Genomic DNA, 15588 nt, shown 5'->3' with positions numbered 1-15588 from the left:
ATGCTCCGTATCAAGAGCCAGCAGAATTTCTGGGCGGGCGTCTTCTTCCTCGCCTGCGGCGTCTTCGAGGCAACACTGGCGCTGCAATATGATGTCGGAAGTCCCGCCGCGATGGGACCGGGCTTCATGCCTGTGCTGCTGGGGATCGCGCTGGCCCTTCTCGGCCTTATCATTCTGATCGGCGGTCTATCCGTGGCCGGCCCCGCCATCGAGCCCGGCCACTGGCGTCCCGTCGTCTGCATTATCGCCGCGCTGGTGCTCTTTGCTCTCCTGATCAGCAAGGCAGGCCTTGCCGTCAGCACCTTTCTCGTCGTGATGCTCGGCGGCATCGCCTACCGGGGCAAGGTCCCCTGGCTTCGTCTGTCCGCGATGGCTGTCGGGATGACCATCTTTGCAGCCGTGCTGTTCGTCTATGTTCTCGGCCAGCCGATCGCCGTGTGGGGAGCGAGCTAGTGGACATGATTCACAACCTCGAGATCGGCTTTGCGGCGGCGGTCACGCTTCAAAATCTCGGCTTCTGCCTGATCGGCGCCTTGCTCGGGACCCTGATCGGCGTGCTCCCGGGAATTGGACCGCTGGCGACGATCGCGATGCTTCTGCCGATCACGTTCGAACTGAACGCGCTGAGCTCGCTCATCATGCTCGCTGGCATCTATTACGGCGCTCAGTACGGCGGATCGACGACGGCAATCCTGGTCAACATGCCCGGTGAATCCTCGTCCGTGGTCACCTGCCTTGACGGCTATCAGATGGCCCGCAATGGCAGAGCGGGCAGCGCGCTCGCGATCGCGGCCATTGGCTCGTTCTTCGCCGGCTGTGTCGGAATTCTGTTCATCGCGGCATTTGCGCCGGCGCTGGCCAGCGTGTCCCAGCGATTTCAGTCTCCCGAATATTTCGCGCTGATGCTGTTCGGCTTGGTTGCGGCAGTGGTGCTCGCGCATGGTTCGGTCACCAAGGCGCTCGCGATGATCGTGCTTGGATTGTCGTTCGGCCTCGTCGGTACCGACGTGACCAGCGGAACGATGCGCTTCACCTTCGGGGTCTCGGAGCTGTTCGACGGCATCGATTTCGTCACGGTTGCGATGGGCCTCTTCGGGCTCGCCGAGATTCTCCGCAACCTCGAGCAGAAGGACGAGCAGCGCCAAATCTCGACCATCGGCAGATTGTGGCCCAGCCGCAGCGAGATGCGGGAAGCATGGCCGGCGATCATCCGTGGCACCGTTCTCGGCTCGGTGCTCGGCATTCTGCCAGGTGGCGGCGCGATCCTCTCGTCGTTCGCGTCCTACACGCTCGAAAAGCGCATCAGCAACAACCCCTCGGCCTTCGGCAAGGGGGCAATTCAGGGTGTGGCCGGTCCCGAGTCGGCCAACAACGCCGGCGCACAGACGTCGTTCATTCCGCTTCTGACCCTTGGCATTCCCTCCAATCCGGTGATCGCGCTTCTCATGGGAGCGATGATCATCAAGGGAATTGCGCCGGGCACCGCCGTGATGGTGAAGGAGCCGACCCTATTCTGGGGGCTGGTCGCCAGCATGTGGGTCGGCAATCTCATGCTGATCATCATCAACCTGCCTCTGATCGGCCTGTGGGTGAAGCTCTTGCGGATTCCATATCGATGGCTGTTTCCGGGCATTCTCGTATTCTGCTGCGTGGGGGTCTACAGCGTCGCGAACTCTTATGTCGCGGTGCTGCTGACCGCCGGCTTCACTCTGCTCGGATATCTGGCTGCGAAGCTCGGTTGCGAATGTGCGCCGTTCCTGCTTGGCTTTGTGCTCGGTCCTCTCATGGAAGAAAACCTTCGGCGTTCGATGCTGCTGTCTGATGGCGACCCGCTGATCCTGATCCAGCGGCCAATCTCCGCAGTTCTGATCGCCGCCGCGCTGGGGCTCCTCGCACTGACCATCATCCCGAGCATTCAGAAGACGAGAGAAGAGGCGTTCCAGGAGTAGGAACCTCGGCAATAAGGAAGAATACATAGTGAGCAATCAAGTCAGCATCGCGATCGCAGGGGCAGGCATTGGTGGCCTGGCGGCGGCACTCGCGCTGCTTAAGCGTGGCTTTGACGTCAAGGTCTACGAGCAGGCGCCGGCCCTGGCGGAAATCGGCGCAGGACTGCAGATCAGCGCCAACGGCACCGAGGTTCTGGACCAGCTTGGCGTTCTCGAGACAGCAAAGCAGATCTCCTGCGAGCCGACCGGAAAGCAGATCCGGCTCTGGAGCACGGGACAGACCTGGAAATTGTTCGATCTCGGCGCGACGTCGGTCGAACGCTACGGTTATCCGTATCTGATGATTCACCGGGCCGATCTGCACAGCCTTCTGTTCGAGGCCGTGCGGAAGCAAAACCGGAACGCGATCAAGACCGGCGCGCGCTGCACCGGCTTTCGCCAGTTCGATGACGGGGTGACCGTTCTTTTCGCCGACGGATCGTCATCCACTGCAGATGCCCTGGTTGGCGCCGACGGCGTGCATTCGGCGATCCGTCAGGCGCTGTTTGGGCCGGATCGCCCGCAGTTCACGGGCTGCATGGCCTGGCGGGGGCTCGTTCCGATGCAGCGGCTTCCGGAACGCCTGCGGGCGCCGGTCGGTACCAACTGGATCGGTCCGGGCGGTCACGTCGTCATGTATCCGCTTCGGCGCGGCGAGCTTCTCAACTTCGTGGGAATCGTGGAGCGCGACGACTGGAAGGGGGAGTCCTGGACTGACGCCGGGTCGCGGACGGAATGTTCGGCCGATTTCAGGGATTGGCACCCGGACATTCATGAGATCATCGGCAATATCGGCACGCCGTACAAATGGGCGCTGATCGGTCGCGATCCGTTGCCAAACTGGACGAACGGCTGCGTCACCTTGCTGGGCGACGCCTGCCATCCGACGCTGCCATTCCTGGCGCAGGGCGCCAACATGGCCCTCGAGGACGGGCTCATACTTGCGCGGTGTCTCGAAAAATACGATACAGCGCCGACGGCCCTTCAGCACTATGAAGCTGCGCGTATCGAGCGAACCACAAAGATCGTGCGTGGCTCGGCAGACAATGCAAAGCGCTTCCACAATCCAACGCTGGCGGAGGCCGCCGGAGCCCAGGCCTACGTGGATCGTGAGTGGCAGGAAAACCGGGTAAAGGCGCGCTACGATTGGCTGTTCGAGTACAGTGCCGTCCGCGCTGCCATTTAATTCAGCACCTTGGGGTGCGAGCCGGAGACGATGGACAAACCGTTAAAATCGCGCCAGCGCGGAATCCAATCGGTCGAGGTCGGCTTTCGGCTGATCCGCGCGCTGGAGGTCGCTCCGGGCAAGCTTTCGTTGAAGGCGCTTGCTGAAGCCGCAGACATGCCGACCAGCAGTGCGCATCTCTACCTGGTGAGCTATTGCCGGCTCGGTCTCGCGGTCCAGGATCCGATCACGCTTCGCTACGGGCTTGGCCCGTACGCCGTGCAGCTCGGACTGGCGGGGCTGCGGCATCTCGAAGTCACTGATGTTGCGCGTGGCTATCTGGAAGAACTGCAGGCTGACATCCCGCTGGCGGTTTACCTATCCATCTGGGGCAACATGGGCCCTACGATCGTCCTGAAGCTGGATGGAAGCTTCCAGTCGCCACTGTCGGTGCGCGTCGGGTACGTATCGCCGCTGCTGTCAACGGCAACCGGCGCGGTCTACCTGACATACATGCCCGAGCACGAGATCAAGCGTGTGCTCGAGCGCGAGCTAATCGAGCGCGGAGGGCAGGATGTCGATCTGGAAGCCATCCGCAAGCGGGTGCGAGAGACGGGAGTTGGCATTTCCATCGGCCAGATGAATGAGGGATACGCCGCAGTGTCGGCGCCCGTGCTCAATCATGATGACCGCCTGGCGGGCAGCATCACGGCGCTTGGTCCGCATTCGCTCGTCGATCGGTCACCAAACGGCTCGTTGACGCGATCGTTGCGGCAAACGGCCGCAAGGATCGCGTCGGCCTTGGGTCAGCGCAAGGAGTGATCAGGAGCAACCTGCCGTCGAATGAAGCCGCGATAAACGGCCTCCAATGTTTCCGATGGTTTCGAAAGATGGTCGTCCCAGCAAACCGCAACTAACGTTTCAGACAAGAAGCGCAAGATGAAAACTCGCGCCCTAGCGAGGATTACAGAATGATGAACCGCCGCTCTCTTCTGGCCGCAAGCCTTCTCGCACCGTTCGTTGGCCCCGCGGCGGCGGACAGCCGCTATCCCAGCCACACCGTAACCGTCATCAGCCCGTTCGCGGCTGGTGGCCAGTCCGACTCGGTTGGCCGTGTTGTGAATAATCATTTTCAGAAAGTGCTTGGCCAGCCCTTCATCCTGGAGAACAAGGTTGGCGCAGGCGGGACAATCGGTGCCCAGTACGTGGTCCGGTCTCAGCCCGACGGTTACACCCTTCTGCTCGGCACGACGAGCTCCTTCACGATCGCTCCCTACGTCTACAAGCCGCAACCCTACGATCCCGTGGCAAATGTTGCGCCGATCGCGGCTTTGACGGAGGCGCCGACAGTCCTGCTTGCGAGCGAAAGGAGCGGCTTCAAGAACCTGAACGATCTCGTTCAGATCGCCAAGAAGGAGCCCGGTCGCGTCACGGTCGCTTCTGCCGGCATCGGAAGCTTCCCGCACGTGTTTTCGGAGGTTTTTTCGTCGCTCCTCGGCGTGCAATTCAATCACGTCCCATATCGAGGCGGCGGTCCCGCGATGAATGACATCCTCGCCGGACAGGTTGACGTGTTTTTCGAAGTCATCACGACGGCCGCGCCGCAGATCCAGGTCAAACGTGCTTACGGCCTACTCGTGACCGGCAACGGCCGCTCCGCGCTGCTGCCCGACGTTCCCACCTGCACCGAGCTCGGTTACCCCGGTATGAACCTGACGTCCTGGAGCGGGCTGGCTGCGGCGGCGGGGACTCCTGCTGCAATCGTCGATGTCTTGAACAAGGAGGCCAATGTCGTCCTCCAATCCCACGAGATGAAGGATTTGCTGACCCAGCTCGGCATCGGACCAGTCGGAGGCAGTCCCGCGAAGATGGCGGAGCGCATCGCGCAGGAAGCATCACTCTACAAAGACATCATCTCCAAGCGCCAAATCGCTGTGCAGTGAGACGCTGGCCGCCTCGCATACCATGCAGTGGCAAAGTCATTGGGGACCTTCTCGCCGTCTTGTTGAAGAGCCGGCTTGCTCCGTCTTCCAGTCGCACATTTTTTCATGCGTCGTCCGGCTATTGCAGCGGCGGCCGGGCCCGAGCTCGGCCGGTTCGTCACCAGGATAGACTAGTTAGTTGCATGGGGTCCAACAACGTCAAATTTCTTAGAACGTGCGTCGCGCATCAGTTGCTGAAAGCCTGCGCGGTTTGCGGTCGATGCTCCGGAGATTCCGCGGCCCGAATAGCCTCCAGGACAATGGCCTTCGCGGGTGCAGAGCGCGCGGCACAGCGAGATCTGATCAGTTCGGCGTCAGCCAGGTGCCTTATGTGTATCGGATGGCGGACATGCGAGGCTGATTTCTGCGGTGCCTTCGAGAAAAATGCTAAATACGCTTCCGTGTATTGTTGAAAGCTTGCACCGATCCGGGTCCCCTCGAAGCCGGCGAAAAAGGCAGCGGCGAAGAGAAGCCGGCCGCCGGTGCGCGGCCGAAGTCAGCGTGAAGCCGGATCAGGAGAGCCGCGTGGATAGGAAGGAAGCTGCGGCAATGACGGAAGCCTCGGGGCTGACGAACATCAGGCCGGCATCGAGCACACTTTCGGAGCGCGCCGGCGACCGCTCCAGTCGCTGTCGCAGGAGGCCGCGATGCGCTGGGCCGATCGGCTACGCGAGATGACGTGAAGGCGCCGCTGTAGGCGCGCAAATTACTGGCCGACATTGCCGAGATCAGGAGCGCGCTCGTCGAGATCCGCGACAAATCGATCCGCCTCCTGCACGAGATGCGCAGGAGCCGACGACAATCACATGAGCTTGCCACGGACCGAACGGGGCAGCATCACCACGCCTGAAGATAGTTGACTCAGGCCTGGGTGCCGCTGTGTGTACCGAAAACTTAAGCTCGCGTGTAGTGGTGGTGAAGACCGCCGAGGATGGCGTGTGGTTCAATGCTTCCGATTCGCTGAATCGGGCGAGTGACCGGCGCATCCGTATTCAAGGATCGGTGCGTTCTGACGCGATTGTAATAGTCGGCGTAGGATTTCAGGACCCGACGCAAATGCATCTCACCCAAGACAATAATGTGGTCCACACACTCACGCCGGATCGATCCGATCAGCCGTTCGGCCAAGCCATTCTGCCAGGGCGAGGCTGGTGCGGTAGGCTTGTCCCGGATGCCCATGGCGCGCAACCACGCTGCCATAGATCCGATCCCGATCGCAGATGAGGTAACGCGGCGCCTCATCCCAAGGAAATGCCTCCGTGATTTGATGTGCCACCCATTCGGCGGTCGGATTTGCCGTGACGTTGATCCAGACGAGGTGTCTGCGGTCGAGCAGGACGATGACGAAGGCGTAGAGCAGATCGAAACCGATCGTTGGAACAACGAACAGGTCCATGGCGGCAATCTCCGGCGCGTGGTTGCGCAAGAACGTCCGCCATCCCGGGTTTGATGGCCAGCGTCGCTTCACCATGTACTTGGCGACGCTCGACTGCGCGACCTCAAACCCGAGCTTGAGCAGTTCGCCATGAACACGCGGAGCTCCCCAAAGCGGATTCTCCATGCTCATCTGCCGGATCAATACGCGCAGCTCGGTGTCGATCTGCGGCCGCCCTCCCAGTGAGCGCGACTTCCAACGCCAGTAGCGGCGAAAGCCGGCCCGATGCCAACGCACGAGCGTCTCAGGCCGAATGATGGTGAGGACATCCTGGATTGACGGAAACCAGCGATACAGCTGGATCAGGAACCAGCGGTCCTGGTTCGTCAGCCGGACGCGACCATGCAGCCTGCGCCTCACGACAATCAGCTGATGTCGAAGCACCGCGTTCTCAGCTTCAAGCCGCAACTTCGACTTGAATGGCGAGGCCAGGACGGCCAGAGCGAAACAAAACAGCCCGATCATTCCGCCAGCTTAGGCGATTCCATCACGTCATCAGCTCGGACTGGGTTTTCGGTACACACAGCTCCTTGACGGCATTGAGTTCAAGCAGACTGCTTATGCGTTAGACCGAGACTCACGAAAAGCTGCTCTGGCTAGCTTCCTGAAGCGGGCTTCGGGAGGTAACAAGAGGCAATCGAAGACGAGTGCCGATTAGCTGCCTAGGTGCCACCCCAAGAACTGATCACGGACCGGCGCCCGAAATATCCTTAGCAGCAAGGGAGGCCGTCTCTGTAAACACAGCGATGAAGAAGCACAACCATTCCAGCAACGGTCGTCCCTAAACTCATGCGGAACGTCAGCTCGGCAAAGCAGGGCTTGCTATTCGGATCCCGCACCACGGATGATATCTACTAGTCGCCGGGGATCGATTGAAAGTTCGTTTCCCCGCCAAGCGACATGTTGGTCTGGTCGGACCAATATGAGATTGCGCGCAAACGACTTCGCCGCTTCCGGACCGGATACATCGAGTACTGTCAGCGGAACGCGTGCAGTCGCTGCGGCATTTGTCAGACCCGACACGTCTATGTCCGAGTCCAGGCGCAGTAGCGTATAGAATGGTCCCAAGGCGTCATAAAGCGAACGTCCATCTTCGAGCCAGACATGGGGGAGTCGGGCGCCCGGAACTGTCGACGGTGTGAATTCTCCCATCGTGTAGGGAGGCGCAGCTTCACCATCGTAAACGATGATCGGCGATCCCTGATAGTAATAGCCAAAGTTCAACCCCGCGCAGCAATATTGCTGCACATTGAGGTCATAGGTCGCTTTGCCGACCGCGGCGCGATAGGCATCGGCCTGCGGTCCGTCGGCCTCGATTTCGTCGCTCACCGATATTCGCGCTTTGGCCATTGCATGCGCATGGTCCATCGCAAAATGCGAAACCTGATCGGTGATCGGCAGCCGCTCGGCCGCATAGGCCGCCAGCATTTCATCGCCGCCCCAACCTTCGAGCCGCGCCGCCAATAACCAGCTCAGGTTGGCGGCGTCCGCAATGCCGGCATTCATGCCGTAGCCGGCGTAGGGCACCCAGAGATGGCAGGCATCGCCGCAGATGAACACCTTGCCATCGCGCACCTTGTCGACGATCAGGCGGCGTCCAATCCAGTCTTCCTTGCTGAGCAGTTCATATTGGAAATCGCGGCCAACTCCGAGCACGGTGCGTATCGCGGCGTCGCGGTCGATCGCCTCAAAGTCCGTGATCCCTGGCTTGAGGTAGACATGCACGAGCCAGTTCTGCTTGCCGTCGATGGCGTAGACGTTGCCGGATTGCCGCGCATTCAGTGCGAAGGAGCCCCATGCCGGAGTGCCCCCTTGTTCCAGCAGCATATCGAGCAGCTTTGGCGCGCGAATGTAGCTCGACTGCACGTGCTGCAAGGCGACGTCGCCGCTCAACGTCGAACCGATCTTCTTGCGCACCAATGAGCGGCCGCCATCGCAGCCGATCAGGAACTTGCAGGAAATCTCCATCTCGCCGCCGTTCTCGGTGGCGAAGGCAGTGACTCCTTCCGCGCCTTGAGTGAAATCGACCAGTGTCGTGCCGTTGAAGATGCGTGCGCTCGGCATTGCCGACAGATGGGCGAACAATACCGGTTCGAGATAGATCTGATTGATACGGTGCGGCGGTTCCGGCGTCGGCCACCAGGTATCCGGCCCGTCTTTGGCTGTGTAACGCTCGGTGCGGCACGGAATTTTAATGCGTGTGATTTCGCGGCCGAGAAAACTGGTGCGATAGACCACGTCGTTGGGATAATCCGCCGGCAATCCGGCGTCGCGCACCTTCTGCGCCACGCCGAGACGGCGGAAGATTTCCATCGAACGTGCCGAGACGTGGTTCGACTTGACGCTGGGCGCCTCACCTAAGGCGCGCGACTCCAGCACGATGACGTCGACGCCGCGCCAGGCCAGATCAATGGCCAAGGTCAACCCGACCGGGCCCGCGCCAACCACCACGACATCGGCATGCAGCCGCCTGGTCATTTGTCTGTCTCCACGCGCGACTGTTTATTGGGCCATCTTGATATTGCCGGCACGGGCGACCGCTTTCCAGCGTTCAAGATCGGCCGCGATGATGCGCGAAAATTCTTCAGAGGAATTGCCGACTGAATCGATGTTGAGCAACTTGAGGCGGGAGACGACATCGGGCAGCCCTGCGATGCGGATGAATTCAGCTTCCAGCTTGCTGACGATTTCGGGCGGCGTCGCCGCGGGCACGAAAATGCCGCTCCACAGCACCGCTTCGACGTCGGCGCCGGCTTCCTTCATGGTCGGCACATCGGGCAAACTCTCCGCCCGCGTCGGCGCGGCGACCGCCAGCGCGCGAGCCTGGCCGCCGTTGAGCTGGCTGGTCACCGGTCCGGCATCGGCGATGGTCGCGGTCACTTCGCCCGAGATCACCGCGGTAACGGAATCGTTGGCTCCCTTGTAGGGGATCATCTGCATCGGCACGCCGGTCTTCTGCTTGAACAGCTCGGTCGCGAGCTGGAAGGCGGCGGAGGAAGAGGAATAGTTTGCCTTGTCTGGATTCGCTTTTGCGTAGGCGACGAGATCGGCCAACGACTTCAACGGCGATTTCGCGTTGACGATCAAGATCAGCGGAAACGATCCAAGCTCGGACACCGGCTTGAAATCCCGTACCGTGTCGTAGCTCAGCTTTTCGTAGACGGCGGGGTTGATCACCATGGCGCCGCTGGCGCCGACCAGCAGCGTGTAGCCATCGGGTGCCGATCGCGCGACGTATTCGGTTGCAAGGATCGCACCGGCGCCGGGCTTGTTCTCGATGACGACCGGCTGGCCGAGGCTTTCCGAAAGCTTTTGTCCGAAGACGCGGGCGATGATGTCGTTGCCGCCGCCCGGCGTGAAACCGACGACGATGCGAATCGGCCGGGTCGGATACTCGCCCTCGGCGGCAGGAGCTGGCGCGTGCCCGGGGATGCTCAAACAGAGGGCGGCGAGCGCCACACGGCTAAAGAGTTTCATTTAAACCTCCTCCTGGGCAATGGGGTCGTGAGGCAAATTGGTGCGCGGCGAACAAGATTAGAGTGGCGTGATCTGGACATGCAGGACGGCGGCGACCCCGCCGTTGACGGCCGCCAGGCAGCGTTCGATTGCAGCGGTGAGCTCATCCGGGTCGCTGACGAATTCAGCATGCGCACCGAATGCACGGCCAATATCGGAAAAGCGTCGCTGCTCGCCCTGCCGGCCCGAGCGCAATTGCGATTGGAAGGAATTGGTCTCTGCGGCGACGCCCTTCGGATAGACCCGCTGCACCGACGACTTGACCGCCTGCCAGCCCCCATTGTCGAGCACGATGGTCAGAATCGGAAGTTGATATTGCTGGGCGACCGCGAATACCGAATCCGGCGAGGAAAAATGAAAGCCGCCGTCGCCGATGATCTGCACGATGCGTCGCTCCGGCTGCGCCAGCTTCAGGCCCAGCGCCATGCCGCCGCTGAAGCCAAGCCCTCCGCCGGCGAGCCCGACATAGCTGCGCGGCTGCGTGCGGCGGATATGCTCCTGCAGCAGCGGCGCGTTCCGGATCGCTTCGTTGACGACGACATCGTCCTGCGACAGCGCGCGGTTCAAGGTTGCGAACAGATAGGCCGCGCTGATTGCACCTCGCGCGCCCTTGTTCGCAGCCGCGGCGGCGCGTCGTTTGTCCCTTTCCTCGCGGGCGCCGCTCCAGCCGGCGATGCGCTCGGCGACGCGCTTGCGATAGGCGTCATCCGCGCGCGCCTCGATCACCTCCAGCACTTGGCGTAGAACAATCGCGCAATCGGCCTGCACCCTGATGTCGGTCGGGAAGCCCCACATCGGGAAATCCGACTTCAACGGATCGATGTCGATCTGGATCCAGTCGATCGCTTCGACGCGCCTGGCATATTGCGGCACAAAAGGGACGTCGGTATCGAGCAGCAGTCCGACGTCGGCCTGTTCCAGCAGCGGCATCGGATCGAAGCCGGCAAAGCACGGCGAATCCTGCGAAACGTTGAGGTCGATCGAGTTGAACTCCGCTATCCGGATGCCGCAAGCAAGCGCAAGACGCTCCAGCACCGCGACCGCCTCGGCATTGCGCCCGAGATAGGCCGTCAGCGCGATCGGGTTTTCCGCCGCCATCAATCGCGTCGCGATGGCATCGACGCGGGCAGGATCGATGCCGGCGGCCACCACGCCGCCATAGCGGGCGGGATTGTAGGCCGGCATCTGCACTTCGTCCCATTCCTCGGCCAGCGTTTCTCGCGGCAGCATCATGTAGACCGGCCCGGGCGGATCGCTATGCATGAAAGCGCCGGCGCGGGCGAGCGCTTCCTTCACCACGACGCCGGAGGGCAGGGAGTACTCCCACTTCACATAAGGCCGCACGATGCTGGCGATGTCGAAGGGATCCTGTACGAAGTGCACATAGGTGTCGCGCGACCCAGTCAACTCGCCGTGCAGCGTGAAGGGTGCGCGTCCGGCGAACAGCATCACCGGCAGGCGGTAGCGGAACAGGTTCTGTATCGCCATGCAGGCATTGGCGGTCCCGGCGTCGACATGGACGAACACTGCCTGTCCCCTTCCGGTCGCCAGCGCGTAGCCGCCGGCCATGTGAACGGCGACGATCTCGTGCGGGCAGAGGATGACTTCCGGATGCTTGCGGCCTTCACGGTCCCAGCGCGCGATCTCCTCGATCAGCGAAACATGATCGGTGCCGAGATTGGCGAAGATGTACTCGACGCCAAGGTCGACGAGACCCTCGAGGAAATAATGCGCGGCACTGTGACGGCTCACTTGCCTTCTCCTTGTGTTTCCTTGCCGGCCTTCGGCCTGTTCTTGTTCCATATAGAATTGGCGTGATCGGTCAGGGGTGGCCGCCGACCACGCGACGGATCATGCCGGCGGCGCCGGTCACATCGCCGTCGGAAGCCCAGGCGACGAACTGATCGGGCCGGACCAGCACCAGCGCGGCTCGGTAGAATTGCCGCGCTTCCGCGTTGTCATCCCTGATCAGCTTGAGCGGCACGCCGCCACCCTCGGCAGCGCGCCTGATCGTGGCCGCAGCGACATCCGGTGCGCCGAAATCGAGCAGCGTAAATCCTTCGCCCAGTTCCTCGAAGACATTACGACCTGATGCAAGCTGGCGCGGCGCCAGATGGTGGCCAGCGCGCGCGGCGAATTGATGCGATCCGATCGCGCTGCAAGTGGCGCCGGGCGGACCTGCGACGATCGAGGAGCCCTCGTAATTCGGCTCGAACGAATTCACTTCCGAACGCGCACCGGACGAGCGCGCCTGCCATTCGGCTTCGAACGCATCCTTGTCGGCTGCGGGATCGAATTTGGCGAGGAATTTTCGGTCGCTCTCGATCGCCTTCTCGATAAAGTCCTGCGCGGTGGATGCGAACACCGGACGCCGTTCCTCGCCGTAGGAATCCAGAAGTTGCGCTCCGGCCCAGCCCTGCAACGCCGCCGCAAGTTTCCAGCCGAGATTGGCAGCGTCCTCGAGGCCGGTGTTGATGCCGTAACCGCCATAGGGCGGATGGCTGTGCGCGGCATCGCCGGCGATGAAGACTCGCCCGATGCGGTATTGATCCGCGATCGCGACACGCAGCTCCCAAAACCCGATGTGCTTGAATTCGACATCGAATTCATCGCCGACGGCGGCATGCAGGAGGCCGCGGAAGTCGAAATTGTCTTTTGTCGTACCAAGTGGCACCGGCGCGTGAAAGAACCAGGTGGTGCCGAGATCGACGCGGCCGAAGAACTTCCAGTAGCCCTTCAGGTCGGGATGCAGCACGTTGTAGAAGGACTTGTTGGGATAGCGCTCCAGCAATTTGTGCAGGCCGGTCGAGCGGAACACCAGCAGCACCATCAGCCGGTCATGGTCGGTCAGGGTCTGGGTGATGCCGGCGGCCTCGCGCACCAGCGAGCGGCTGCCGTCACAGCCGACCACGAAGCCTGCCTGCAGCGTGCGCTGCTGGTTGCTGTTGCGCTCGGTTATCGTCACCTGCGCGCCTTTGGCGTTCTGCGTAATGCCGGAGGCGCTCCAGCCATAAACTTTCTCGACGTTCTGCAACCGGCTCAAGCGTTGTCGCAGCACCGCTTCGGTAGCGTATTGCGGCAGCCGTTCGTTGTCGGTGAAGTAATAGGGTCGCACCAGTTCGCGCTGCAGCCAGTCATAGCGGTAGGCGCTCAACAGTGTGCCGTAGGACGTCATGCCGCCGATGCCATAGTTCGGTGGGATGGTCCGCGCCGCGCGAAGCTCCGCCTCCGCACCCCAGAAGTAGAAGTGCTCAAGGGTGCGCTGGGTCAGGTTCTGACCCTTCGGGATCGGTTGCGGGCTGATAAAGCGTTCGACCAGAGCGCAGCGCACACCACGCTGGCCGAGTTCGATCGCAAGACCAAGACCGACCGGCCCGCCTCCGACAATGACGACTTGCGTGGCGGATTCGGAGGGCATGTTCATATTAGTTTCTTGCGATTGGCGGGATTGGCGCGCGGCCGGCCGAAAATGAGAACAGCTCCAGCCTCAAGTCAAGCATAATCTCATAATGTAAGATTTTTCGTCAGTTGCCGCTCGTATGGTCAGCCGAAATCTGCGAGGCCACGCGCCGGACCTCTGCACCGATCTCATCGATCTGCGCGCCCGTCACCAGATTGCCGGCAATGGTGACGCAGACGCTGGCGATCGGATAATCGCGGTCGTCCACAACGGGCGCGGCGATGCCAACGGCGGCGGGCGTGACCTCGCCATAGGCGACGCAAAAGCCGGTCTTGCGAGCCTTCCTCAGGCTTTTCAGCACATCATCGGCGGTGTTGCCGAGACCCACCGCGTGCAGATCGGCAAGATTGCGCTCGATCAGCGGCACTAGACGCGGCCGTGGCAGCAGCGCCAGGATCGAGCGCGCGATCGCGCCACGGCCCAGCGGCATCGGCCGACCACGCGGATAGGAGCTGATCGGGTTTTTGGTGGAGGATTCAGACGCAACGCAGAGGATTTTGTTGCCGTACCAGCGCAAGACCATGGCGGTGCAGGAATAGGCAGCCGTCAGTTGTTTCAGGTAGGGCACGCCGAGCAGCACCAGCGGATCGGAGCGGCGCGTCAGATAGTCCATCTCGACGACCTTCGGCCCCAGCGTAACGCCGGCGTTGCGGGTCGACATCAGGAAGCCGGCGTCTTTCAGGATCTTCAAATAGCGGTAGAGCGTTGGCCGGCTGTAGCCGAGCTCGCGCATCAGGTCCTCGGGCGTCCATTCCAGCCGCTCCTCGGAAAACACCTCGAGGACCGCAAGCACCCGTTCCAGGCTGTTCTTCGGCTTCATGCCTCAAGCCGCATGATCTGACTTCGCTCCAGTTTTCGCGCGCGGGCCGCGTTGGCGTCGCTCAGGGCAGATACTTTTCCCGATCCGGCAGAATCAACCTTGAACTGGCGCGTGATCGACGTATTATGCATCATAATCTCACATTAAGAGATTTAACAAAGAAATGTCCGCGGGCCGACCGGCTGCCGGCAAAGGTATGGGAGAAAAGGCTGGCGATCGATTCCGCAAGCGGCATGCATTCGCGCCGTACGGTGCTGGGGATTCTCGCCGCGGCTTTTGCCCCTGCGATGCCAGGCCCGGCTCACGCGCAGTCGCAGCAACCAATTCGGCTTAACGTCCCCTTCTCGCCGGGCACGGGACCTGATCTGCTCGCGCGCATCCTCAGCGAGGAACTGCGGCAGCGCTGGAATCACCCAGTCATCGTTGAGAACAAGCCCGGCGCCAGCGGCAACATCGGCACGCAGGCCGCGGCGCGCACTGCGCCTGATGGCCAGAACCTGCTGGTGACCGTCAATACGTTCGTGATGAATGCGAGCCTTTATCCGACAATACCCTATGATCCGGAAAAGGATTTCGTGCCGATCGCCGAGATCGCAACAGGCGCCTTGGCGCTCGTCGTTCATCCTTCGCTCAACGTCATCACACTCGCCGAGCTGATCGCGCTTGCCCGCAGCAAGCCGGGCACGATCAACTATGCTTCTCCCGGCCGCGGCACACCGCAACATCTCGCGATGGAGCTGTTCAAGCTCACGGCGCAGGTCAATCTGACCCACATTCCTTATTCAGGGTCGGCCGGCGCGGTGAAGGATCTTGCGGGCGGACACGTCTCGGCCATGTTCCTGCCGGTCCATACCGCACTTCCGCTCGCGGAATCCGGGCAAATCCGCATTCTCGCCGTAGGCAGCCAGAAGCGGGCGCGGCAGGCGTCAAATGTGCCGACGCTGGCCGAACTTGGCGTTGCCGACTTCGATGTCGATTTGTGGTACGGCGTTCTTGCCCCGGCCAATACGCCGAAAGAGATCGTCGACCGCTACAATGCGGTGTTCAACGAAATACTCGCGGAGTCGAACGTTCGGGCCCTTCTCGATAAGCAAGGCTTGATCGCGCAAGGCGGCCCGCCTCAACGCCTGGCAGACCTGATCGCCAAGGATCGCCCGCGCTGGGCCAAGGTCGTCAAGGATGCGCAGATCACTGCCGAATAGCATGGGCACTTTCTAGCGAT

Annotated in this window: 14 protein-coding genes; 6 read left to right on the top strand and 8 right to left on the bottom strand. The window is 61.7% G+C overall.

Annotated features, from left to right (window positions below):
* The 5 genes from J6497_RS30895 (at position 1) to J6497_RS30875 (ending at position 5096) form a co-directional block, all read left to right on the top strand.
* Positions 1–453 carry a tripartite tricarboxylate transporter TctB family protein gene (locus J6497_RS30895; RefSeq protein ID WP_225708017.1) on the top strand — a complete coding sequence of 151 codons (453 nt, stop codon included), beginning with the start codon at positions 1–3 and terminating at the stop codon, positions 451–453.
* Positions 453–1949, top strand: a complete 1497-nt coding sequence (locus tag J6497_RS30890) for a tripartite tricarboxylate transporter permease (RefSeq protein WP_225708016.1) — start codon at positions 453–455, stop codon at positions 1947–1949. The genes J6497_RS30895 and J6497_RS30890 overlap by 1 nt, the downstream gene beginning before the upstream one ends.
* 28 nt (positions 1950–1977) lie before the next feature.
* Entirely contained in the window at positions 1978–3174 is a 1197-nt protein-coding gene (locus J6497_RS30885; RefSeq protein ID WP_225708015.1) for an FAD-dependent monooxygenase, read from the top strand.
* Between the two features lie 30 nt (positions 3175–3204).
* Positions 3205–3975, top strand: coding sequence for an IclR family transcriptional regulator (locus tag J6497_RS30880; RefSeq protein ID WP_225708014.1), 771 nt, complete (start codon positions 3205–3207; stop codon positions 3973–3975).
* Between the two features lie 152 nt (positions 3976–4127).
* Positions 4128–5096, top strand: a complete 969-nt coding sequence (locus J6497_RS30875; protein WP_225708013.1) for a Bug family tripartite tricarboxylate transporter substrate binding protein — start codon at positions 4128–4130, stop codon at positions 5094–5096.
* A 170-nt stretch (positions 5097–5266) separates the two neighbouring features.
* Here the strand turns inward: J6497_RS30875 and J6497_RS30870 are convergent, their stop codons facing one another.
* From J6497_RS30870 to J6497_RS30835, 8 genes are all read right to left on the bottom strand, one after another.
* Entirely contained in the window at positions 5267–5428 is a 162-nt protein-coding gene (locus J6497_RS30870) for a recombinase family protein (RefSeq protein ID WP_225708041.1), read from the bottom strand.
* Between the two features lie 601 nt (positions 5429–6029).
* Entirely contained in the window at positions 6030–6314 is a 285-nt protein-coding gene (locus tag J6497_RS42165) for an integrase core domain-containing protein (protein ID WP_225708012.1), read from the bottom strand.
* Positions 6229–6954 carry a hypothetical protein gene (locus J6497_RS30860; protein WP_225708011.1) on the bottom strand — a complete coding sequence of 242 codons (726 nt, stop codon included), beginning with the start codon at positions 6952–6954 and terminating at the stop codon, positions 6229–6231. The genes J6497_RS42165 and J6497_RS30860 overlap by 86 nt, the downstream gene beginning before the upstream one ends.
* Before the next feature lie 438 nt (positions 6955–7392).
* The gene (locus J6497_RS30855; protein WP_225708010.1) at positions 7393–9048 is read right to left on the bottom strand and encodes an FAD-dependent oxidoreductase; all 1656 of its coding nucleotides are present in this window, start codon (positions 9046–9048) and stop codon (positions 7393–7395) included.
* A 24-nt stretch (positions 9049–9072) separates the two neighbouring features.
* A complete protein-coding gene (locus tag J6497_RS30850; RefSeq protein WP_225708009.1) occupies positions 9073–10047 on the bottom strand; it encodes a Bug family tripartite tricarboxylate transporter substrate binding protein in 975 nt (324 codons plus the stop codon).
* A gap of 57 nt (positions 10048–10104) precedes the next feature.
* The gene (locus tag J6497_RS30845; protein WP_312010389.1) at positions 10105–11838 is read right to left on the bottom strand and encodes a thiamine pyrophosphate-requiring protein; all 1734 of its coding nucleotides are present in this window, start codon (positions 11836–11838) and stop codon (positions 10105–10107) included.
* 70 nt (positions 11839–11908) lie between these two features.
* Positions 11909–13510: an FAD-dependent monooxygenase gene (locus J6497_RS30840; protein ID WP_225708007.1), complete on the bottom strand. Its 1602-nt coding sequence runs from the start codon at positions 13508–13510 to the stop codon at positions 11909–11911.
* A 100-nt stretch (positions 13511–13610) separates the two neighbouring features.
* On the bottom strand, positions 13611–14366 hold the full coding sequence (locus tag J6497_RS30835) for an IclR family transcriptional regulator (protein ID WP_225708006.1): 756 nt from the start codon (positions 14364–14366) through the stop codon (positions 13611–13613).
* A gap of 233 nt (positions 14367–14599) precedes the next feature.
* Here J6497_RS30835 and J6497_RS30830 point away from each other — a divergent pair, with 233 nt between their 5' ends.
* The gene (locus tag J6497_RS30830; RefSeq protein WP_225708005.1) at positions 14600–15568 is read left to right on the top strand and encodes a Bug family tripartite tricarboxylate transporter substrate binding protein; all 969 of its coding nucleotides are present in this window, start codon (positions 14600–14602) and stop codon (positions 15566–15568) included.
* Positions 15569–15588: the final 20 nt, after the last annotated feature.

Origin of the sequence: Bradyrhizobium cenepequi (genome assembly GCF_020329485.1) — a bacterium.
GTDB lineage: Bacteria > Pseudomonadota > Alphaproteobacteria > Rhizobiales > Xanthobacteraceae > Bradyrhizobium > Bradyrhizobium cenepequi.
The sequence above is the reverse complement of the archived record's forward strand: the minus strand, read 5'-3'. Positions and strand labels throughout refer to the sequence as shown.

What these genes read in the sequence shown, in the direction of transcription:
- J6497_RS30855 (WP_225708010.1), bottom strand. Translation starts at nt 9,048, where the DNA reads ATGACCAGGCGGCTGCATGCCGATGTCGTGGTGGTTGGCGCGGGCCCG.
- J6497_RS30875 (WP_225708013.1), top strand. Translation starts at nt 4,128, where the DNA reads ATGAACCGCCGCTCTCTTCTGGCCGCAAGCCTTCTCGCACCGTTCGTT.
- J6497_RS30880 (WP_225708014.1), top strand. Translation starts at nt 3,205, where the DNA reads ATGGACAAACCGTTAAAATCGCGCCAGCGCGGAATCCAATCGGTCGAG.
- J6497_RS30895 (WP_225708017.1), top strand. Translation starts at nt 1, where the DNA reads ATGCTCCGTATCAAGAGCCAGCAGAATTTCTGGGCGGGCGTCTTCTTC.
- J6497_RS30850 (WP_225708009.1), bottom strand. Translation starts at nt 10,047, where the DNA reads ATGAAACTCTTTAGCCGTGTGGCGCTCGCCGCCCTCTGTTTGAGCATC.
- J6497_RS30830 (WP_225708005.1), top strand. Translation starts at nt 14,600, where the DNA reads ATGCATTCGCGCCGTACGGTGCTGGGGATTCTCGCCGCGGCTTTTGCC.
- J6497_RS30835 (WP_225708006.1), bottom strand. Translation starts at nt 14,366, where the DNA reads ATGAAGCCGAAGAACAGCCTGGAACGGGTGCTTGCGGTCCTCGAGGTG.
- J6497_RS30840 (WP_225708007.1), bottom strand. Translation starts at nt 13,510, where the DNA reads ATGAACATGCCCTCCGAATCCGCCACGCAAGTCGTCATTGTCGGAGGC.
- J6497_RS42165 (WP_225708012.1), bottom strand. Translation starts at nt 6,314, where the DNA reads ATGGGCATCCGGGACAAGCCTACCGCACCAGCCTCGCCCTGGCAGAAT.